The 18,864-nt window shown below is 36.8% G+C and carries 15 protein-coding genes; 3 read left to right on the top strand and 12 right to left on the bottom strand.

Annotated elements, in window-relative coordinates; translation table 11 throughout:
- Window positions 1–152: 152 nt before the first annotated feature.
- A complete protein-coding gene (locus tag C1A06_RS06305) occupies window positions 153–2,423 on the top strand; it encodes a TonB-dependent receptor (protein ID WP_159461384.1) in 2,271 nt (756 codons plus the stop codon).
- A gap of 11 nt (window positions 2,424–2,434) precedes the next feature.
- Window positions 2,435–2,752, top strand: a complete 318-nt coding sequence (locus C1A06_RS06300) for a heavy-metal-associated domain-containing protein (RefSeq protein ID WP_245872016.1) — start codon at window positions 2,435–2,437, stop codon at window positions 2,750–2,752.
- A gap of 75 nt (window positions 2,753–2,827) precedes the next feature.
- Here C1A06_RS06300 and C1A06_RS06295 read toward each other — a convergent pair whose 3' ends face one another.
- The 6 genes from C1A06_RS06295 to C1A06_RS06270 form a co-directional block, all read right to left on the bottom strand.
- The gene (locus C1A06_RS06295; protein ID WP_101689401.1) at window positions 2,828–3,928 is read right to left on the bottom strand and encodes a tetratricopeptide repeat protein; all 1,101 of its coding nucleotides are present in this window, start codon (window positions 3,926–3,928) and stop codon (window positions 2,828–2,830) included.
- Between the two features lie 26 nt (window positions 3,929–3,954).
- Window positions 3,955–4,776, bottom strand: a complete 822-nt coding sequence (locus C1A06_RS06290; protein ID WP_101689400.1) for a DUF3943 domain-containing protein — start codon at window positions 4,774–4,776, stop codon at window positions 3,955–3,957.
- 118 nt (window positions 4,777–4,894) lie between these two features.
- Window positions 4,895–6,952 (bottom strand): dipeptidyl-peptidase 3 family protein, encoded by a 2,058-nt coding sequence (locus C1A06_RS06285; protein WP_101689399.1) that lies wholly within the window; start codon window positions 6,950–6,952, stop codon window positions 4,895–4,897.
- A 68-nt stretch (window positions 6,953–7,020) separates the two neighbouring features.
- Window positions 7,021–7,251 carry a (4Fe-4S)-binding protein gene (locus C1A06_RS06280; RefSeq protein ID WP_101689398.1) on the bottom strand — a complete coding sequence of 77 codons (231 nt, stop codon included), beginning with the start codon at window positions 7,249–7,251 and terminating at the stop codon, window positions 7,021–7,023.
- Window positions 7,252–7,273: 22 nt separating this feature from the next.
- Window positions 7,274–7,555 (bottom strand): GNAT family N-acetyltransferase, encoded by a 282-nt coding sequence (locus C1A06_RS06275; protein ID WP_101689397.1) that lies wholly within the window; start codon window positions 7,553–7,555, stop codon window positions 7,274–7,276.
- A gap of 24 nt (window positions 7,556–7,579) precedes the next feature.
- The gene (locus tag C1A06_RS06270) at window positions 7,580–8,587 is read right to left on the bottom strand and encodes a pirin family protein (RefSeq protein ID WP_101689396.1); all 1,008 of its coding nucleotides are present in this window, start codon (window positions 8,585–8,587) and stop codon (window positions 7,580–7,582) included.
- A gap of 182 nt (window positions 8,588–8,769) precedes the next feature.
- Here C1A06_RS06270 and C1A06_RS06265 point away from each other — a divergent pair, with 182 nt between their 5' ends.
- A complete protein-coding gene (locus tag C1A06_RS06265) occupies window positions 8,770–9,993 on the top strand; it encodes an MFS transporter (protein ID WP_245872015.1) in 1,224 nt (407 codons plus the stop codon).
- Window positions 9,994–10,001: 8 nt separating this feature from the next.
- On the opposite strand, the gene C1A06_RS06260 is transcribed toward C1A06_RS06265, so the two are convergent.
- The 6 genes from C1A06_RS06260 to C1A06_RS06235 all read right to left on the bottom strand — a co-directional run bounded on the left by C1A06_RS06260 (window position 10,002) and on the right by C1A06_RS06235 (window position 18,861).
- Window positions 10,002–11,699: a DUF6044 family protein gene (locus tag C1A06_RS06260; RefSeq protein ID WP_101689395.1), complete on the bottom strand. Its 1,698-nt coding sequence runs from the start codon at window positions 11,697–11,699 to the stop codon at window positions 10,002–10,004.
- 5 nt (window positions 11,700–11,704) lie between these two features.
- Complete coding sequence (locus C1A06_RS06255; protein ID WP_101689394.1) at window positions 11,705–13,375, bottom strand: DUF6044 family protein; 1,671 nt, start codon at window positions 13,373–13,375, stop codon at window positions 11,705–11,707.
- Window positions 13,376–14,509: a dTDP-4-amino-4,6-dideoxygalactose transaminase gene (gene rffA / locus C1A06_RS06250; RefSeq protein ID WP_101689393.1), complete on the bottom strand. Its 1,134-nt coding sequence runs from the start codon at window positions 14,507–14,509 to the stop codon at window positions 13,376–13,378.
- The gene (locus tag C1A06_RS06245) at window positions 14,496–16,118 is read right to left on the bottom strand and encodes a hypothetical protein (protein WP_101689392.1); all 1,623 of its coding nucleotides are present in this window, start codon (window positions 16,116–16,118) and stop codon (window positions 14,496–14,498) included. Before C1A06_RS06245 ends, rffA begins: the two co-directional genes overlap by 14 nt.
- A gap of 71 nt (window positions 16,119–16,189) precedes the next feature.
- Window positions 16,190–17,752, bottom strand: coding sequence for a hypothetical protein (locus C1A06_RS06240; protein ID WP_101689391.1), 1,563 nt, complete (start codon window positions 17,750–17,752; stop codon window positions 16,190–16,192).
- Between the two features lie 107 nt (window positions 17,753–17,859).
- Entirely contained in the window at window positions 17,860–18,861 is a 1,002-nt protein-coding gene (locus tag C1A06_RS06235; RefSeq protein WP_101689390.1) for a 3-oxoacyl-ACP synthase III family protein, read from the bottom strand.
- Window positions 18,862–18,864: the final 3 nt, after the last annotated feature.

Here is an 18,864-nt window from a genome sequence, read left to right as displayed (position 1 = left end):
TTATTCATTGATATCAAAATCTTATAAACTATATCCATAATTATATAACTTTTTTTTCTGTCTAGATACGATCTTTGTTTCATTAAAATAAACCAAGCTAGTCATCCGTATCAAATTCGAAAAGTAACTAATTAAGGTATCAAAAAATGATTATGAATTTACGTTTTATATTATCTATATTGGCTCTCATTCTATTAGTAGCAGCGCTCAAAGCCCAAACGATAACGGGCTCGGTTTCTGCTATAAATAGCGATGCTAAAAAAGAATCTCTAGTTGGAGTTAGCGTCTATCTTTCGGGAACTGACAAAGGAACTTTTACCGAATCGGATGGAACTTTCAGCCTGAGCGGTGTTAATAATACGAATGGATATATTGTTGCCAGCTTTACCGGATATATTTCGGATAGTATACGCGTTTCGGATATCAAGCACAATAAAATAAATTTCACGCTGAAGGAAGGAATAGAACTTGCTGCAGCTGAAGTCACCGTCAATCAGCGGGGAACAGTACTATCGAGACTTACCGCTCAGAAAACAGAGCTTATAACGACTACCGGACTGATGAAAATGGCATGTTGTAATCTGTCTGAGAGTTTCGAGAATAGTGCAAGTATTACTGTAGGCTTCACTGATGCCGTATCGGGAGCAAAACAAGTACAATTACTTGGTTTATCTGGCATTTACAGTCAGATGACTGACGAGAATGTACCGATGCTTCGAGGATTGGCGTCGACATATGGATGGAGCTATATTCCGGGTCCTTGGTTGGAATCTGTACAGGTATCGAAAGGTGCTTCATCGGTTGTTAACGGATACGAGTCATTGACCGGACAGATCAATGTTGAGCATAAAAAGCCCAATCAGACTGAGCAATTATTCATCAATCTGTTTGCAGACGATGCTCAACGTTTCGAGGCGAATGTTACAACAGCTACTCAACTGAGCAAAAAATGGTGGGTAGGTTTACTGGCTCACGGATCGATGGAAAAGAAAGGTCATGATGGAAATGACGATACATTCTTGGATATGCCAAAGACCGAATTGGCAAATTTCTATAACAGATGGTTCTATCTGGATGAAGAAAATGGAGTACAATCAAGATTCGGACTTAAGTTCTTATATGAAACGCGTGAAGGAGGACAAGATGCCGATCATATCAAGCACATGACCGAAGGTATGAGGCTATACCAGACGAATATCCGCAACAAAAATTTCAATGTTTATAACAAGACCGGAATAGCTATCGGCAATAAAGAGGGACAAAGTATCGGCCTGATCAATAGTTATACGCATCACGATCAGAATTCCAGCTTCGGCGACAAATCTTATAACGGGAAACAAAACTCATTCCACAGTAATGCTCTATTTACTTCTGATTTCGGTAGCCCAGCTCATAAATACACAGCCGGAATGAGCTTTATTTATGACGATTATAAGACAAACTACGAAGACAGATTGCCGTTCAACAATACTCCGCTAACGCAGATCAATCGCCGTGAAGCTGTCGTGGGTGCATTCGGGGAATATACATTTGCTCCGAACGATAAACTGACTTTCATCGTGGGTATGCGTGCCGATTATAACAGCAAATTCGGTTGGTTATACACTCCTCGGACAAATCTACGTTACAGCATAACTGACGATATCATATTCCGAGCATCCGCAGGACGCGGGTATAGATCTCCTAACGTAATTGCCGAGAATATTGGCCTACTTGCTTCATCGCGTAATGTCAATGTAGAGAGTATCAATAATCTGGATATCGAAGATGCTTGGAACTACGGGGCAAACATAACATTCTACATTCCGATTTGGAATGGCGAAAAAGCTACTCTGAGCGTTGATTACTTCCGTTCCGATTTCAGGAATCAGGCGATTACGGACATTGAACGAAATAAAGGACAGGTATATTTCTACAACTTGCAAGGAAGTTCTCATGCTAATGCATTTCAGGTAGACTTATCAATGAATCTTTTTGAAGGATTTGATCTGTTTGCCGCATTCCGTCTGAATGACTCGAAAGTAACTTATACTGATGGCATCAATAAATACAAGATGGAAAAACCACTTACATCGCGCTATCGCGGATTGGTTAATCTGGCTTATGCTACCAAATTCAGGAAATGGGTATTCGATGTTACTGCTCAATTCAATGGTCCTTCGCGCTTACCGGGTATGAATGGATACGATTCGCCAAAACGCGAATCAAGTTCTTTCCCAATTTATTTTGCACAAATAACAAAAAACTCAAAACGTTTTGATGTATATTTAGGAGCTGAAAACATTTTCGATTATAAACAGAAGAACCCGATAATAGATTACGAAAATCCTTTCGGACAGAATTTTGATTCATCGCTAATATGGGGTCCTTTGATGGGACGTAAGATATATGCGGGTATCAGATGGAGAATTGGAAAACTATAAAAATAGAACATATGAAAGCATTTAAAATCTTATTAGTAATGATGCTGGTTTGTGTAACAACAATCAGTGCACAAGACAAAAAAAAGAAAACTGACACAGTATGCTTTGACGTTAGTCTGAGCTGCCATGGCTGTCAAGCTAAGATCGAAAAAAATATTCCTTGGGAAAAAGGTGTAAAAGATCTGAAAGTAAACTTGGAAGATAAAACAGTTTGCATTGAGTATGATACAAAGAAGACTTCGCCTGAGAAGCTAAAAGCTGCAATCGAAAAGTTGGAGTTTACTTGCGATATAAAAGATCAACCAGCAGAAGAGAAAGTTCAAGATTAACGGTCAGTCACCGATATATAAAAAAGAGATAAGCATAAATTGCTTATCTCTTTTTTTATTATCTTCTAGGAAGGGCTAGTATTGCAAACGATAGAATTTCAGATCATCACTTGTCTGTAAATAATTAATAGGAAACCAAGCTTCAAATTCTTTCCATTTATCAGGATTATCATTTACCCATTTATCGAACTGATCAACATCTCCGGACTTGAGTATCCAATGATTGTATGCATCAGAAAATCCTAATTTATCCAATTCATTCTGGTAATAAAATAAAACATTAGGATATCGCTTCGCATGTTCTTCGTCGTACATCTTAGCAAAACGGGCACGGATTCTGCTAAGAGTCTCCATATTAATTTCTCTCTCATCCAAGATAGACTTCAATAAAGTTCCTTCATAAACGAACATTCCATATGGAGGCTTGAAACTATTCACCAAGGCTTCGATATCGCCCTCTTTCGATGTATCAAGATTGATTACATTCATCTTACTGAAACTGATAGATGCAGCCGTATCTCCCTTAAACTGAATTTCATTTTTGTAAGTATCATAAAGAAGTTTACTTATTTCTTGGGTTCGCCTTGTGTTGCGTTCTAAGTTTAAGAATATCTCACCATAAATCATACCCCACACTTCTTCTTCAGTATTTTCGCAAAATAACTTAGCTGCCCAAAAGTAATTAGATGGAAATTCCGGATTTACTTCTATTCCTTTCTCAAAAGAATCCAAAGCTTCCTGTATCTTTCCCAATTTCATATACACAATGCCCTTACTAAGATATATTATCCCAGCTTTAGGATCTAATTTCAAACCTTTATCATATGCTTCAAAAGCTTTTTTCTGATTACCATCCATATCATATGCATTGCCTAAAAGCTGGAAATGTATGGGCTTTTTATCTTTATGTTTCTCTAACCTTTTTAGATACTTGATCGCTGTCTTATAATCTTCTTTCAGATAATAAGCAAATCCCATTTCGTATGGGAATTCCGATTCTTCTGGATCTAACTTCATAGCCTCTTCCAAAAGCTTAATGCTTTCATCAATCTTTCCACTGTCCATAAGTTTGACCGCTTCTCTACCTTTTTGAAGAGCTATCTCCTTATCCGTTTGAGCTTGCACATTGATACAGAATATCAATACTAGAGTTAACAATACAACAAGTTTTTTCATAATATATCAATTTAAGTTTTATCGGATTAAAAAGTCAATCTTAACGAAAATAGTGATTTTCGTCCGAATGTAGGGTAAGATACATGCAGTGAATAATCTTTTGAGCGTTTTTTATTACGTTTCAATACAGCATCCATCACTTCTGATACAGGATCAATCACAAAAACAATCACCTTACCCACTGCACGCGAGCCTAATATATGATAGTCATTTGCTACGATTTGTCGTTTAGCCAGATAAAACCCCTCTCCCATCAGTGCCCCAATAGTGGGAGTACAAAGTAAATCTTGCAACGATGGTGGCTCTGCAAAAGCTTCTAATCCATATTCCCAGACGACATTCGATACGAAGCTTACATACAACAGCGATTGCCACGCATTATAACCCGCCGAGCGGGCATTCATATAGTAAACCGCACCTGAATAGGGATGTAGAATATAATTGACTATAAAACCATCCTTATCGTGAACGGGACCTTTCTTGACATTATAGTACCATTTAGTAAAAATAGTATTTCCTTCGTTACCCGTCCAGTTAGTAACATCGTCTGGCAGCATCATCATGACTCCCGTAGCAATCAACATACCTCCTACAATTCCTCCAGTATTTTCCCACAACTGCTTTTTGTCGCCATAGCTAGCCGATAATGAATAAGGCTGATCATAGATATTAATTTTAAGAAGATCGGACAAATCTTTAGTTTGCATAATCACTTCTTCTTCCAAAAGCAGTGAAGGGGAAGGCAATATCGAATCTGTATACATACAGCCATTATCAAGTGCATAAACATTTGACACAAATAGGGGTAATATCAATAATAGAATTATCAATCGTAACTTTGGGGTCATATTCACATTTTTTATGCAAGTTAGAATATTTTACTTAATAGAACTATATGGAGAATACATTAATACAAAAAAGCGAAGTTCCAAATGGAACTTCGCTCTCTCATATAGTGATTCAAAATTAGTCGTTATAAGTAGGTAATGTCGAATATTCTTTCGAATAACGCATCATCTGATCAGCATAACCTTCGTCGAAAGTTAGTTTCACATCTGTAATGTTACCCGCATCATCAGTAGTCACAACATAATTAGGATTTACAAAACCTTTGTAAGGCTTCATATTCAATCCTTTGTAACGTTCTAGAACTTCTGCATGTAGTTTTTGATCTACTTTCACACCATAATCCTTAACCAATGCTTCTCCGGCTTTAAAATCGCCTTCCGATTTGATGCGTTGTACTTCGCCCAATAGTTGACCGAACAGCGTACGTAATTTTTCGTAATCATTGATCACAACAAATGTTTTACCATCACGTACTTTCAATTCGACTACATTATCGGCCTGACCTTTTTCGTATACCCATTTAGCTATCAACTGACGATTAACCATATGAGCTTCTTCGATATCTTTACCCGGCTCGATACGTACCAACTGAGTCATCAATCCATTCATCATGAATTTATAATATTCAGCTCTGTATGCTTCGGCATTAGGTATGATGCCTAGTTCTACAAGTTTAGGATCGGCCACATAATAAAGACCGAACAAATCGGCACGAGTTTCTTCTATTTCCGAGCTGTACTCTCCCAAAGCATTAGGATCAACGCCAGGAAGTAATTTACCAGATCCATGACCTAAACATTCGTGTAAATCGGTATGCAATACATCCGTGATGAAACCATACTTTTTATTCGATTCTTTCTCTACATCGCTCCAGATAAACTCATCGCCGAATCCTGTATGCAATGATGCCTGATCGTATGCTTCCATTATATTTTCGATAGTTACCGATTTCGATCCATGATCTTTTCTGATCCAATCTGCATTCGGCAAGTTGATTCCTATCGGAGTAGCAGGGTAACAGTCTCCACCCAATTGAGCTACTGTAATAACTTTTGCTGATACACCTTTTACTTCTTCTTTCTTAAAACGGTCATCGATCGGAGAATTATCTTCGAACCATTTAGCATTCGAACTGATAATCTCAGTACGTTTAGTCGCCTCTACGTTTTTGAAGTTTACAACCGATTCCCAGCTAGCTTTGTATCCAAGAGGATCGCCATATACTTCGGTAAAACCATTTACGAAGTCAATCAGAGCATGATCGTGAACCCAAGCTACGGCATAATCATCGTAAGTTTTCAGGTCGCCAGTTTTGTAGAATTCAATAAGTTTAGTCAGAGACTCTTTTTGCTTAGTATCATTTGCGTCGACCAATGGCAGAGCTTTTTCCAGCCAATAAACAACACGTTTTATTGCATCAGAATATAGGCCGTCAATTTTCCAAACTTTCTCTACCAACTTGCCGTTCTCTTTAACTAAACGGCTGTTCAGTCCATAAGAAATTGGCTGCTGATCTTTCGGGTCTTTCATTGCATCATAAAAAGCAATGACCTCTTTCTGTGTTACACCATCGCCGTAATAATTATTTGCCGATTCAAGAATTTTATCTGCAGCAGCTTTATTTACTTTCTTAGACATCACTGCAGGATCGAAAATTACCGGAGTGATCATTTCTACAAATTGATCTACCGACTGACCTTCTTTGGTTGGTACCTGTTCAGTAGGAATAGCTTTTACTTGCTCTGCAAAAAACTCTTTCGAAAATGCAGGTAAGAATTTTTCTTCACCATAGTGATGATGAATTCCATTCGAGAACCAAACACGTTTCAAATACTCTTCGAAACCTTTATAGTCAGCTGTTGACTTATCTCCCTTATAATTCGCATAAATAGCTTCCAATGTACGGCGGATAGCTAGATTATACTTATTATTCTGATCGAAAAGGATATCACGTCCTTCCAATGCTGCTTGAGATAAATAATACAACATTGTTTTTTGTTGTAATGTCAATTCGTCAAATCCGGGTACCTGGTACCGTAAGATCTGAATATCTGCAAATTCGTCCACTTCGTACGTAAAATTTTGGTTCGTTGTCTCTTGTTGCTTTGTGCCATTGCAGCTCATACAAAGACTGGCTGCAGCAATCATAGCAACGGTTAATACTGTTTTACTCATTTAATTTTATTTTTGTTACAGTTAAGTAATTCAGGTAACGAAGTTACAATTTTCAGATGAAAAATATTCTATTTTTCATCTTCGTCATTCAGTTTATAAGTCAATGCTCCTGACGGACATGCATCTATTTGCTTTATCAACTCAGCAGTCGATGCAAATTCGGGTTTTACCCAAGGTCTATCTTTCGGATTATAGACTTTGGGGAGCGTATGCACACAAACTCCTGCATGAGCACACAACTCGGGTTTCCAGATAATAGTTAAATCTTTAGTTTTATAATACAGTGTTTTAGATTCCATAACTTTATGATTGGTTTATTAATTATCTAACAAGCTCTCTCCACTCTGGATATTTTCTGATATAAGCAATTACAAACGGGCAAAGTGGATATACCTTGAAGCCTTTAGCCTTTATATCTTCAAGCGATCTTTTTATTATATCTGATGCTACTCCTTGCCCTTCCAAATCCTTTGGAACCTCGGTATGAGTCATATAAACTGTATTTTCAATATTGATTATATACTCTGCCAATGCTACATATTTTCCTACATGCAGTTCGTAACGGCTTTTCTCTTCGTTGTTTACAAATCTTCTCTCTTCCATCTTCTTAATACTTTAGGTTTATTATTATTTTTTGTTTGGATATTCTACACGTTCTCCATTATTATAACTCGCAAAACGTTCTTGTTCTTTCGTATTTACAGGATCTTCACGTTCCCAAGGCCACCCTCCGAATTGCGTTTTTTGATAATCAAGTAACGCTTGTTTAATCTCTGCTTGATTATTCATGACAAATGGTCCGTACGAAACCAATGGTTCATTGATTGGCTCGCCTTCAAGTAGCAAAAGTTTTGTTGCTTCTTCTCCATTGACAATTCGGATATCCTTATCTCCTTCTAATTCTGCATAGTACCTTTTTTCTACTTTATTGCCGTCAATATCAATTACACCACCACCTTCGTAGTTGTACAATACACGATTCAATGTAGACGATACAGCCGGAATCGTCATTTCGGCTTTCGGTTCAAGCGTTATAATCCAGATACCGACATGATTATTTCGATCATAAGCCCACGAATCAGGTAATGGATCTAAAGATTTAACTCCTTTATATTCGCCAGCAATAATTTTCACTTCGACTCCCCTTTCAGTAACAGTCGGGATATCCTCCGACCAAAACATCTTATAATCAGGGTTCGCGAATTTGTTTTTCTTTGGCAGATTCAACCATATCTGAAACAACTCCATCGGATTCTCGGTATCATCTTTCAACATCGGGAACATTTCCGAATGCTGTACACCTGCACCAGCAGTCATCCACTGCACATCGCCTTGACCATATCGTCCTTTTGATCCTTTCGAGTCGAAATGATCGGCAAAACCTTCGACCATAACTGTCACTGTTTCGAAGCCTCGATGCGGATGCACCGGAAATCCGGAAATAGTATTTCCGTGATACATTCTCCAAGAGGCATTCATATCAAAATCATTGCCATTATTCTTACCTAGAGGCATTTCTATTGGACCCATTTTTCCGTTCCCTTTAGGGAATAAGTCTCGATGATGCATCGCTATTATGTATGGGTCTAATACATAAAACTGGAATCCCATCGGAGCAACTTTCTTAACACTCATAATATGTTAGTTTTGGGTATATGCCATAGCCATGCAACAGACAATGGCATTTGACATTTTGTGAGTAAGTAAATATGTTTTCATAAATATATAAAAAACATTTCGAAGTGTTTTACTTGTCTCTGCCTTATTTCCTATCATTTTTATTTTGTAACTTAGTTTTCACATCACAATACCAATTATTGTCATACAATTTTGCCTGTAAAATATTGAAGCCTCTGACCGACGAAAACAAAAAGTATCTCAGCAAGCCAACTTTATGGCTCATGACTGTAGGCGCAGGACTAGTAGTTGCAAACAACTATTACAACTTGCCATTGCTAGGTATGATTTCGCGCGAATTAGGGCAGAGCGAAGAAGCAACCAGCCGTATACCGATGGTTACACAGATGGGATATGCGTGTGGATTGCTTTTGCTTATTCCTTTAGGAGATATGTTTCGCCGAAAACGAGTCATCCTGATCGATTTTATTTTCATCATAATATCTTTATTGATATTTGTTACAGCCCAATCTCTTACTGTAATGCTTATATCGAGCTTTTTCATCGGTTTCACATCTGTTGTACCACAAATATTTGTACCGTTTGCAGCCGAACTATCCCGCCCCGAAGATAAGGATCAGAATGTAGGAATTGTCATGAGTGGGCTTCTTATCGGAATCTTAGGTTCACGCGTTGTCAGCGGATTGGTTGGAGAATATCTAGGTTGGCACGAGATGTATTACATTGCAGCCGGAGTAATGTTCGTACTGGCAATATTGGTAGCAATAAACATTCCCGATATAATACCAACTTTCAAAGGATCTTATGGGCAACTGATGAAATCAATGGTCCACTATGCTCGTACAACTCCAGTTCTACGGCTGGCTGCTGTGCGTGGAGCAATGGGATTGGCATCTTTTTCTGTATTTTGGACTGTTCTGACTTTTCATCTCGAACGTGCTCCATTCTTTCAAGGAAGTGATGTAGCCGGACTTCTTGGTATTTTCGGAATCGGAGGTGCGTTAGCAGCCTCTCGTGTTGGAGCTATATCGAAACGTATATCGAAGAACAAGCTTATAATGATAGGTTCTTCTCTTATCGTTATATCGTGGATTATTTTTGGAATATGGGGAGCCTCTTATGCCGGTCTAATTGTCGGCATTATTCTTCTCGATATGGGATTACAGTCTATGCACGTAACGAATCAGACAATTGCCCTAGCAGCTCACCCAGAAGCTAGTAACCGAATGAATACCATTTACATGGTTTCATATTTCATAGGAGGCTCACTCGGAACCTTTATTGGTGGCCGAGTATGGGCTATCAATGGTTGGAGTGCAGCAGTTATAGCTGGAATGATATTTGGTGTTATAGGACTAGTCATCCATATATTACTCGCAGACAAGCCTAAATACAAGCAGTAATTTATCTGCTATTTAACTTTATAGAGACGGATTTTCCAATACCACTCATCCTGAATGAATGTATCAACAAGTTCAAGTTCTGTATTACTTATTTCAGCAGCTGAAATAACATAGACTTCTTTACCTTTTGCCATTTGTTTAAGCTTTTCGAAATTGTAGTCCAGGTTTATCGTAGGTAAACTATTTTCCACCCCTGTTTTACTTACTTTCATCAGTTCCGATGAATATGCGTAACAGCACGACCCCCAGTCTACAAACAAATGACGGATATAGCCCGATCTATTGATCTCGCCTTGTATGACTTCTTGAAATGCATGCTTATGCTGCAATGGATAATCGGCAAGATAACCATCTATCGTGTAAAATCCATTAAATTGCGATACGGCCGGGGCCAAGCCAACACTTATCACCTTATAATCTTTCTGGCCTTTTCCAATACACTCCTTTATCTTACTAAACTGCTGTGGCGAATAATACTGATTATATGTCATCGGTGAATTCGAATCTTTCCTATAACTGCTAGTTGGCCTTTTAATATTTGCAAATTGTAGAGCCACAAGCACCAGAACAAAATATTTACTTTTAGGATAATATTTTATCAATAATGTTAGTGATAAAGCAAACAACACATACCACAAGGTTGGCGTTAGCCATTGTACACGAGCTAAATCCAAAGGAATGGTTCTAGCATATACCTCGGTCATAATCTCGTTTACGACAGTAAGATTAAGGATGGTAACTAATACTGTAGAAAACAATATAGCCGAGAATATGATGATAAAATTACGGTTAATTTGCCTTTTGAAGAGCATTAGTCCGACTGTAAAACAAGCCAAAGGTAATATTATTGGGATCTGCATAATGATAAGGTGAGAAGGGCCACCTCTTTGCAAGGCGTACACGAAGTAATACCATCCCATTTCCTGATTTCCCATCATGTGCATCTCTGTCCGATGCGATACGTAGCCGACAGTTGGCACCAGATGTGCATAAAAAACCGGGAAGTGAGTAAGAATATATGTTATGCTCAGCAACGCCAGACCTGCAAATAAATAGATATTGAACTTCTGCCTACCAATCCAGTCGAACAAAAAAATCAAAGTCATTGCCAGTAAGACGAAGAAACCGGTCAATATCAATGATGAATTGACTCCATACAGAATCAATGCTAGCCAGTTAACGAGCCTTGTATCTTGTTTACGAAGATTGAGAAATGCCCAAAATGCAAGAGGAACTCCTGCTACTGTTGCGGGAAAACTCCAAAAGGGTAATGACCCGAAAAGAAATGCTACTGATAAAGATATATAGTCAGGTGTATTGGATGGTAAAATATGCTTTTTCAGCAAGAGATACATACCTACAAGCCCTATAATGGCCAATAATAACTTATTGATTGCATACCCCCAAAATATTCCGAAAATCCAGAATATAAGTAATGCTAAATCATAGGTTGAAGATAGCGAGGAACGTGGAACTCCATTCATTACCTGTTCAACAATTGTATCAGGCGCTACCCAGCATGCATTATTATCAAGAAGCATCTTAACCCAAACAATATTAGAATCCATATTATCATGAATACGAAGTGTTATATCTTCTTGGTAATAGAAGAATGGGAATAAAGTTATTATTGCAATTACAATAATAGAGATAGCTAAATATTTATCCGAAACTATCTTCTCAAAGTATCGATTGTCCGATCTCATTCTTATTAATTTACTTTATAAAGATATACATTCCAATGCCAATCCTGGCTTTTAAGTTCTTGAATCAATTCAATAGGAGTATCTTTTATTCTTGTTGCTGAAATTATGTAAACATCTTTCTCTATTGCTATCTTCTTTAATGCTTCGAAATTATAATCCAATTTCACTTCTGGTAATTGTTTTGGATCAGGCTGTCCCCATAGCTCGCAAGAATAAGCATAACAATAATTACCCCATGTTGTAAATAGCCATTTTACAAAAGGGCATTGTTCTAATTCATCATGAATTACTTCTCCAAATCTGTGCTTATATTCTAACGGATAGTCAGCCAAATATCCATCTAATGTATAAAATCCATTAAACTGAGCTACGGCAGGGACTACTCCGACACTGATTACTCGATAATCTGATTGTTTACTTCCGATAACCTCTTTTATTTCATTGTACTGATCTGTTGAATAAAATTCCTTATATGTTAACTTTGAATTAGAATCTTTCAACAAATTGGTATCATCTCGCTGAATATTATAGAATTGCAAGCAAAATAATACTATTACAATATAAGTTCCTTTAGGGATATATTTTGTAACATAAGCAAATGCGAGCCCCAAAAGAACATACCACAATGCGGGTGTAAGCCAGTGAACACGGGCCATATCCAACGCTATTGTATTATCGTAAATAACTTGTACGATATTTCTTATTTTCTCATATCCAAGTAACGATATGGTAAGTGTAGATAAAAGCAGTACAGCCAATACAAACAAGAACTTCTTATCATATTTACCGGTTATAACCATCAAGACTGGGATAACACAAGCTAAAACCAATATTATCGGAGCCTGCATCGATATTAAATGCGAAGGGCCTCCATTCTTCAGAGCATCCCAGAAATATGCATAGAATCCTAAAAAGATATTACCCAAAACTTTCATTTCGGCACGATGAGAAACATAACCCGACGAATCGAATAAATGCATATAAAACATCGGCCAGTGGCTAAGGATATATGCAAAGCTTGTTAAAGCCAACCCTGCGAATAAGTATTTTCCGAACTTACGGTTGATAATCAAATCATAAGCGAAAACACATGAGAGGGCAATCAACACAAATAAACCTGTCAGAACTAGAGATGAATAAAATGCATATAATATCAGTGCTAGCCAGTTTACCACTCTCTTGTCATTATTTCTCAAGTTCAGAAATGCCCAAAATACGAGAGGTACACCCGCCACAGAAGCTATAAAGCTCCAGAAAGGGAGAATGGCAAATAAAATCGCCGTGAGTACAGATATGTATATCGGAGTATTATCAGATAAAATATGTTTCTTTAGCAATAGATACATTCCGGCAAATGCAATTATTGCTAGAAATACCTTGTTGATAGCATAACCCCAGAATATTCCGAATATCCAGAATACGAGAAGAGCCAAATCATAGGTTGATAACAATGATGAGCGCGGGACTCCATTCATTATCTGTTCTATTATTGTATCAGGAGCTACCCAACAAGCATTATTATCAAGAAGCATCTTGACCCAAACAATATTAGAATCCATATTATCATGAACACGGAGAGTTATATCTTCCTGATAGTAAAAGAAAGGAAATATAGTTATAATAGAAACTACAAGAATACCTACAAGTAAGTACACATTGCTTCTTGAAATCTGCATTTAAATTCCGTCAATTATACGAACAATATTATCTACATCCTGCTCTGTCAATTCGTAGTACAGAGGTAAACGCACCAACGACTCGGTATACTTATCACTATATTCTAATTGACGTCCATCGTGTTTCGATTTGTAAAAATCGCTCTTATGAAGGCTTGAGTAGTGGAATACGCTCAATATATCGTGCGTTTTCAGAGTGTCTATTATTTGTGTTTGTTGCTCAATACCTTTACATACGAGATAGAACATATGTGCATTATTGGTCGAATAAGAAGGAGTATCAGGTAATCTGAAACCTTTTTTTTCAGCTACAGGCTTAAGCTTCTCATTATATCTATTCCACAGCGAAATACGTTTTGCCTGAATCTCGTCCATATGCTCTAATTGAGCCCATAGAAATGCAGCTGTTACTTCAGAAGGTAGAAATGAACTGCCCATATCTACCCAGCCATATTTATCAACTTCTCCACGGAAGAATGCAGTTCTGTTAGTTCCTTTTTCCCAGATTATCTCTGATCTCAGAATATACTTCGGATCATTAACAGTCAATAAACCGCCCTCACCCGAAATGATATTTTTAGTTTCGTGAAACGAGAATGCACCTAGATGCCCAATCGTCCCCAGAGGTTTTTTATTTCCATTTCTATCGATATAGTAATTATCAATAGCCTGAGCAGCATCTTCGATCACCAACAGATTATATCTTTTTGCAATATCCATAACAGTATCCATATCGCAAGCAAAGCCAGCATAATGTACTACTACAATAGCTTTCGTTTTGGGAGTAACCAGACTTTCAATTTTTGAAGCATCAATATTGGGATTGTCTTCCATTGAGTCGGCAAAAACGATTTTAGCACCTCGCAATACAAAAGCATTTGCCGTACTCACAAATGTATATGAAGGCATGATAACCTCGTCTCCGGGAGCAAGATCAGCCAAAATAGCCGTCATTTCCAAGGCATCGGTACCTGATGTCGTTAACAGAGCTTTTTTGAAGCCGTATTTTTCTTCCAAAAAACTTTGACATTTTTTGGTATAGTATCCATTTCCCGAAATTTTTCCTAATTCGACAGCATGCTTTATATATTCTGTCTCTTTGCCTGTAAAGTAAGGTTTATTAAATGGTATCATTTGCGTCGTTCTTTTTAGTTAATTTCAAAAGATAATACAATTCATTCTCAAAGATAATATTATCTTGAATTTCTATCCCGTAATGATGAGATATACTTTTTTTTATATTTTTCATAAACAATCTATAATTATTCTTCCCTATCAGTATTGTTTTTTGATCTATAATATCCAAAAACGAATCTACTTCGCCATCATTTAGCGGAATGGTAGACAACCAGCCTAGGCATCTAAATTTATATTGCTGTGCTTCTTTACTTATTTCCCAAGGCGAGTATATTTCGAAACGCAAAGCCGACTGATAAGGAACAATTATTTCCTCTTGCGGTCTACTCTTTACGTATTCTCTTAATGTTTCTTGTGCCGGTATAAAGGCCCTATTTAAACCTTTCAAACCATTGTACCATTTACTGATATCTACCGACAGAGATATAAATAGTGCCAAAAGCGATATAATAAAAATAGAAACGATTGTTTTTCTTTCGACTTTGACCATCCCTGACAGAGCAAATAGCACCCAACACAAAGCTAATATTGTTGATACGAATACTCTGGGCTTAAGAGTTCCTATTATCGACATATAAATAAAAGACATTGTCAACAATAATAAAGAACAGAATAAAATAATCCGTCCTCGGGCAGGTAGCAGTATAAATAATAGAAAGGAAATGAAAATTATAATGCAAACATGATATTGATATATCAGCAGATTGAATACGACTCTATAAAATTTATCATGAGATGTAGTTCCTTTATTCTTCTCCGATATTTCTTTTAATACTTCGACATTAAAGACGTCTGTATCAGGGAAGAAGTTACCTAATAGCCTATAATCGGATTCTGTAATATTTGCAGGCAATTGATCCTCATCCAGCACTGTTAGATTATCATTTATCATTCCCCTATAAAGGTTATATTCTTTATATTTTTTCCAAGATTCATCCGAATCGTATATACAACCGTCTATTTGTTTTGCCAATACAGGAAGACTGACTAACAGAACTAAGAAGACGATTATTTTTTTACGAGATGAATCAGACTGCAAAATATGATAACCAATCAAAGGGCTATAAATTATGAAGATCAAAAATGCAGCTTCAAAACGAATCAGAGAGGCTAGTAAAAAAAGTAGAATTGCTAGGATTTGAGTACAGGTTTTGTTACCAGATACATAGAGTAAGAGTGAACCTAAAGCACAAACTGCAGCAGTTGTTGTAAATTGAAGAGCACTAATACAATATACTTCTATCAGACAGAAAAGTGACAAAAATATAATTTTGAAAACATTATTATATTTCGATACTGCGAGCCTCCATGTAATAATACTAAAAGAGACTACATGGATTACTACAAAAAGGACAGTATACCATTCTATTCCTGAGTATATCCGATAGAGCGAAGATACAAGAAAGCCATAAATATAATTAATAAATACCAAATGAGCATCTGGCGTTCCCGAGTACACTCCCGAGCTGAAGAGTAGCATGGCTGTATCATCATTCGACTCATAATTCATAGGCAATAACTGTGCTATCAATAATATGACAATGCTATTGATTATGAGATGTACAATATACTTCTCGAAGAAATTACATTTATTTATTTTTTGCATAAGTTCCTTCTTGTCTGTCTATTCTGATAATAGTAAAAAGAAAATAATCAGAGGCAATATAAAATTTCATTTTAATTATTAACAGACACAAATCTTATCAAGGAGTACAAATTAGACTCATAAACAGTTTTTGGTTCAACTGAAATTCCATAATGCAATCTAACGCTTTCTTTGATTGGTCCTACTAATTTATCTTTGTCCACATGAGCAACCAACACATAATTTTTATCTATAATATCTTTATAGGAGTCAAATACTCCTTTATTGAAGGGAATATAAGAATACCAACCAGAATTAACCCATTTAAGCCCTTCTATATACTCTGATGTTTTGAATGGAGACAAGTGTTGCAATCTGACACCTCCTTGATATTGCATAATGTATTCGTCATTAAGTGTTTTCATATAATCTATTACTTCCAAAGTTAGAGGCTCGTCACGATTTTGCTTTCTCTCGTTCTTCTTGATTTCTGGATTGATATATTTATAATGCAAACTTGCCGTAAGAAGAAGAGATAATCCTAACATAAAGAAACAAACCCACCTATTCGATTGCTTCTCCGAATGTATGAATATTGAATAGAGCATCCAACAAACAGGAATCAGCATGGATATAAAGACTCTCTCTTTCAATAATGCATCCAGAGACACAAATACTATAACAAATACAAGCAGTCCGAATATAAGAGCTACGATAGAACGGTTTTTTTTATCTTTTTGTAATAAAAATACCGTTAAGCATAATAAGAATACGAATGACATCGGGATCCGATATCGGATCGTATTATGTAGAAGATTATGCATTTTATCACTTATACTAATGCGATCTATACGCGAGGTAATATCTTGTATAACGTCTAATGTCATCACACTGCAATCTGCAAAAAAATGTAAAAACAGGTTATAATCTGTCTCTGTAACTTCTTGGGGAAGTTCCTTTAATACATAGGCATTCAGATTATCATTTATCCCTCCTCTGAGAAGATTGTATTCCTTATAATATTTCCATTCTGCATCCGAATCGTAAATTTTCTTATCGGCAATCTTCGCCGCAATTGGCAAAGCAACTAGAATACAGCAACTCATCATATATTTTCCTAGTTGTTTATTACCTACGGCGAATAATTCTTTCACAAAAAGAGGTGTAGATAATAATAAAACAAGGCAAGCAGCTTCGAATCGGATTAATGTCCCTAAAAAGAATAATAAAATAGCCAGAATTCGCAGTTTGTCATCCCGCGAAGCCATAAAAAGTACGACAGAACCGGTAGCACAGACCGCAGCCGTAGTAGTAAACTGAAAATATAGAATACAACAAATTTCGAGGCTTAGAAAAAGAAGCGAAGCTACAAGTTTGCTTATAGGTCTTGCCTTTTCAGCAAATATTCTCCAAGAAATAATACTCCACGACACAATATGAATAATTGCAAATAGTAGTGTGTACCATTCTATCCCACCATAAAGTTTATACAATGACGATACGAGCAGTCCATATATATAGTTAATAAATACAAGGTGAGCATCAGGGCCCGATAAATAGTTACCCGAGGCTATCGCCAACATCCCGATATCGTCATTTGTTTCAAAACGTATAGGAAGAACAAATGCCAAAGCAGAAAATACGACAATATTCACAAATAAGTGAACTATGTATTTACTGCTTAAATAATTTAACGTGGATTTACTAACAAAATGCATGTTCTTTCTATATAATATTCAAATTGAAACTTACACTTAAGTAACTATACAATTTCTAAAATTGTACCTCCCCAAGAGTAACCTACACCAAATCCGGCAATCAGGACTTTCCCTGACAATCGATTTTCTTTGCGAGCTTCATATATAGCAATCGGGATAGTAGACGATACTGTATTTCCCACTTCCGATAGATAATAATAGAACTTATCCGGATCAATCGCCATTTTCTTCCGTAAAAAATCGAGCATGTATTTATTTGCCTGATGACATATATGTAAATCTATGTCCGATTTCTCAAAATTATTCTTTGCTAAAATATCGTTAACCAAAGGAGGAACACGCTCGAGCGTAAAAGTGAAAATATCACTTCCATTCATATAAAGATTATTGGGATATTTTACAGCATCGTTACCATCCATAATTTCCTCGGGCATCTGATTTCTATTTCTTAGCCCTCCGGTTTCGACAATAAGATTATTCATCCCCTTGCCATCGGTACCTAGGCTGAAGTTTCCAATCTTAGCAAAGCCCGTCTCTGATATAAGTGATGCCGAAGCTCCATCCCCAAATATGGTCCTATTTCCTTTATCTTTAGGATGAATAAACTTAGTATATTGCTCTGCAGTCAATAGAAGTACATTTTTTGCTATACCTCCGGCTATCAAACCTTTAGCCACAGCCAATCCATAAACATAACCCGAACAACCAAGATTAAAGTCCAATGCTCCGGCACTTGTCGGAATATTCAACCGTTCTTGGATAATACATGCCGTGGTAGGCAAGAAATAATCTGGGCTCTGAGTACAAAGTATAACAAAATCTATATCGGATGGATTAATGCTCCATTCCGAAAATAAGTTTCGGGCTGCACTTACAGCCATATCGCCCGATGTTTCATCATCGGCTGAAATATGTCGTTTATTGATCCCTACTTTTGATACAACCTTTTCGGCTGACCATTCCGGAAAATCTCTGACTAAATCTTCATTCGTCAATACTTTCTCAGGTAAGTAGTAAGACAATGCCTTTATATATACTTCTTTCATTCT

It is taken from the genome of Dysgonomonas massiliensis, assembly GCF_900240225.1.
Classification (GTDB): Bacteria; Bacteroidota; Bacteroidia; order Bacteroidales; family Dysgonomonadaceae; genus Dysgonomonas; species Dysgonomonas massiliensis.
The sequence above is the reverse complement of the archived record's forward strand: the minus strand, read 5'-3'. Positions and strand labels throughout refer to the sequence as shown.